The organism is Kitasatospora sp. NPDC001261, assembly GCF_042896795.1.
Taxonomy (GTDB): domain Bacteria; phylum Actinomycetota; class Actinomycetes; order Streptomycetales; family Streptomycetaceae; genus Kitasatospora.
Map to the genome: position 1 here is coordinate 1 of NZ_JBIAXP010000065.1, position 3980 is coordinate 3980.

At 71.3% G+C, this 3980-nt stretch carries 1 protein-coding gene and 2 pseudogenes; all 3 read left to right on the forward strand.

The genetic code is table 11. The features are described 5' to 3' along the window. Positions 1-102 (forward strand): annotated as a pseudogene (locus ACFY4B_RS42490) (ATP-binding protein); the annotation flags it as partial. Between the two features lie 401 nt (positions 103-503). Next, entirely contained in the window at positions 504-3878 is a 3375-nt protein-coding gene (locus tag ACFY4B_RS42495) for a nitrate- and nitrite sensing domain-containing protein (RefSeq protein WP_074001504.1), read from the forward strand. A gap of 10 nt (positions 3879-3888) precedes the next feature. Next, a pseudogene (locus ACFY4B_RS42500) lies at positions 3889-3980 on the forward strand (roadblock/LC7 domain-containing protein); the annotation flags it as partial.

The window sequence follows — 3980 nt, forward strand, 5'->3', positions numbered from 1 at the left end:
GCCGACACCCCCGTCATCACCCTCGACGCCCGCCGCCGCGACAGCGCCAAGAGCGCCCTCATCACCCTCGTCGAACACGCCCTGCTCGCCCGGCTCCGCTGAGCGAGGGGGGAACCGCACGGCCCCGACGGTCCGTCCCCCGCGACGGACCGTCGGGACCGCGGTGCCTACCCGCGGGTGACCTCCGGGGGCCGCGCGCAAGACCCGTGTATAAGCAGCGGATAACAGTTCGGTAGGCATTTTGTGATCAACAATGACTCAGCGTGGCGAAACAGCGTCACTCAGCGCCAGGTGACCACGGTTTTGCTCCGTCATGTCGGTGAATGTCCAGAATGTACCGAGGCGGGTGCCGGACGGCGGCTGTTTGTCCCCCATCCCCGCACGTGCTGAAATTCCAGCTACCCCTGGTTTCTCCTGCGCCGGCCCCTACGGCGGCGGTTCAGGGCCCAGGGGTAGCGCTGGATTGATCCATGGCCGGCAGTCGGCCGAGAGGTAGTTGTCGAGTGAGGCGTAAGCAGCAACCCGCCCCGCAGCGGCGCTCCGAGCCCCGCCAGAGCGAGCCGAACGGTACCCCGGGGGACCCGGCCGGATTCTCCGCGTTCGCTCCCACCGAGGAACGCTCCCAGAGCACCGTCCCGGCTCCCGAGCCCCCGGCCGCGACACCCCGCGGCGGCGGCTCGTCGGGCGACGGCGGATCGAGCCGGTACGACTTCCTCCGCCCGCGCAACTGGCGCGTGCCGACCCGTCTGATCGCGATCCTGCTGATCCCCGTGACCATCAGTCTCGTCTTCGGTGGTCTGCGCGTGAACACCTCGGTCGACGGCTTCATCAAGGCGTCCCGCGCCGAGAAGACCGCGGAGCTGGCCAAGGCGGCGACCGAACTCGCCGAGGCGCTGGAGAACGAGCGCGACAAGACGCTCATACCCCTGCTCACCAAGCAGGACCCGAACAACGAGGTGGCCAAGCGCCGCGGCGCCACCGACGCCGCGCTGAAGGCGTACAACGCCGCCTACGCGGCCTCCGACAAGTCCGGTGAGCTCCCCCGGCGTCACGAGGCCTTCCAGACCCTGGTGGTCGACCTGCCGCACCTGCGGGCCAACGCGTACAACCCGGAGCTGTTCATCAGCGCCACGGCCAACGCGTACTCGGTGATGCTCGACCCGCTGCTGGCCTTCGACAACTCGGTCGGCCTGGGCTCCGCCAACGCCACCAGCAAGGGCCGCGCGATCTACGCGATGTCGCTGGCCAAGGCCGCGGCGTCGACCCAGCGCGCGCTGATGCTCAACCTGCTGGTCGGCATCTCGGCGAACGTCACCACGCGCTACGAGAACCAGGACGTGATCCAGCAGATCCTGATCTCGGAGAAGCTGGAACAGGTCTCCATCAACGAGTTCAACACCGGCAGCGCCCCCGAGGACGCCGCCAAGTACGCGGCCGCGCAGATCGCGCAGACCGCGGCCCAGGACCGCTCGGCGTACAAGATGCCCAACGGCGCGCCGCCCACCATGCAGGGCCTGCTCCAGCTCGGCGCCTCGTACAGCCAGGCCGCCGCGGAGGGCCAGCAGAAGGGCAAGGCGGTCGCCGACGCCGCGTACACCGAGGCGAAGAACGCCGGCCTGACCCAGGAGAACTGGAACCAGGCCACCGACACCCACATCCAGGCCCTGCGGAACACCGAGCTCGCGCTGCTGGACGAGGTCCTCACCGACTCCCGCAACCTGAAGGACAACGCGCTCTACGACGCCATCCTCAACACGGTCATCGTCGTCGCGGCGCTCATCCTGGCCGGCCTGCTGACCGGTTACGTGGCCCGCTCGATGATCCTCGGCATGCGCACCCTGCGCAGCGCCGCCCTGGAGATCGCCGACCACCGCCTGCCGGACCTGGTCGAGAAGCTCTCCAAGACCGACCCCGACCGGGTCGACACCTCGGTGACCCCGATCCCGCTGCACGGCAAGGACGAGATCGGCGAGGTCGCCCGGGCGTTCGACCAGGTCCACCAGCAGGCCGTGGCGCTCGCCGCCGAGCAGGCCCTGCTGCGGGGCAACGTCAACGCGATCTTCACCAACCTGTCGCGCCGCAGCCAGAGCCTGATCCAGCGCCAGCTGGCGCTGATCACCGACCTGGAGAACAACGAGGCCGACCCGGACCAGCTGGAGAACCTCTTCAAGCTGGACCACCTGGCCACCCGTATGCGCCGCAACGGTGAGAACCTCCTCGTCCTCGCGGGCGAGGAGGCCGGCCGCCGCTGGAACACCCCGGTCCCGCTGGTCGACGTGCTCCGCGCCGCCGCGTCCGAGGTGGAGCAGTACGAGCGCGTCGAGCTCTCCGGCATCCCGGAGGTCGACGTCGTCGGCGCCGCCGTGACCGACCTCGTCCACCTGCTCGCCGAGCTGCTGGAGAACGCCACCTCGTTCTCCAGCCCGCAGACCCGGGTGCTGGTCAACGCGACCCGCCTGCCGGACGGCCGCGTGCTGGTCGAGATCCACGACAAGGGCATCGGCCTCACCGCCGAGGACTTCGCGGAGATCAACGAGAAGCTGGCCGAGCCGCCCACGGTGGACGCCACCATCTCCCGCCGCATGGGCCTGTTCGTGGTCGGCCGGCTGTCCCAGCGGCACGACATCCGCGTCCAGCTCCGCCCGTCCGGCGAGTCCGCCGGCACCACCTCGCTGGTCATGCTCCCGCCGTTCGTCACCCAGTCCGGTGCGGCGCCGGAGCCGGACGAGCAGTTCACCGTCTCCCGGATCTTCGCCGAGCAGGAGCCGGCCGCCGAGTGGGCGCCGGACACCCGCGCCCGCAGCGCGGCCGAGCTCGGCTTCGACGACCACCTCACCGGCACCGGCAACGCCGGCTCCAGCGGGTTCAGCCCCGCCCTGGAGGCCGTCCAGCGCTCGCAGCGCCTCGACCAGGTCCGCCGCGCGGCCCTGGAGAGCGCCCCGCAGGCGCCGGTGGTCGACGCCGAGGTCGAGGAGGACTACCAGCAGGGCTACGACCAGTACGCCCCGCAGGGCTACGAGCAGCAGGGCCAGGCCGGCGAGCAGTACGCCGACGACCGGTACGGCTACGACCAGGGCGGCTACCAGCAGGACGAGTACCAGCAGGACGGGTACGCCCAGGACGGCTACGACCAGTACGCCCCCCAGGGCTACGACCAGCAGCAGGGCCAGGCCGGCGGGCAGTACGCCGACGACCGGTACGGCTACGACCAGGGCGGCTACCAGCAGGACGGGTACGCCGACGACCAGTACGGCCGCCCGGCCCAGGACTCCCCGGCCGGCCACCCGTACGCCCCCGAGCCGCCCGCGCTGCCCGCCGCCGAGCCGCACGCCACCCTGCCGTCCGGGCTGCCGCAGCGCCGTCCCGGCGAGCAGCTGGCGGGCGGCGGCCTCCCCGCCGCGCCGGCCGGCGGCGGCCAGTCCGGCGACAGCCCGAACTGGTTCGCCGGCGCCAAGGACACCTCGGCGCCCGAGACCCAGCGCGGCCACGACGTGTCCTCGCTCGGCGGTTACGGCCCGACCGGCCCGACCGCCCGCGCCGCCTGGCAGTCGCCGAACGACGGCGACTGGCAGCGGGCCGAGCAGCTGCGCGAGCCCTCCTCCAGCGGCACCACCGGTGCCGGTCTGCCGCGGCGCGTGCCCAAGCAGAACCTGGTGCCCGGCAACGCCAAGTCCACCCCGCAGGACGGGCCGCAGGTCTCCCGCAGCCCGGAGGAGGTCCGTGGCCGCCTCACCAACCTGCGCCGCGGTGTGGAGCAGGGCCGCAGCGCCGGTAACACCGGAAGCTTCCGGATCGACCCCGATCAGGTAGACCAGTCCGGCAACGGACAGAACCGGAGCACCGATCTCTTCGGCGGCTCGAACCACCAGGAGCGTTGAGTTGACTCAGATGAGCCAGGCCGCACAGAACCTGAACTGGCTGATCACCAATTTCGTGGACAACACCCCCGGGGTGTCCCACACCGTGGTGGTCTCCGCGGA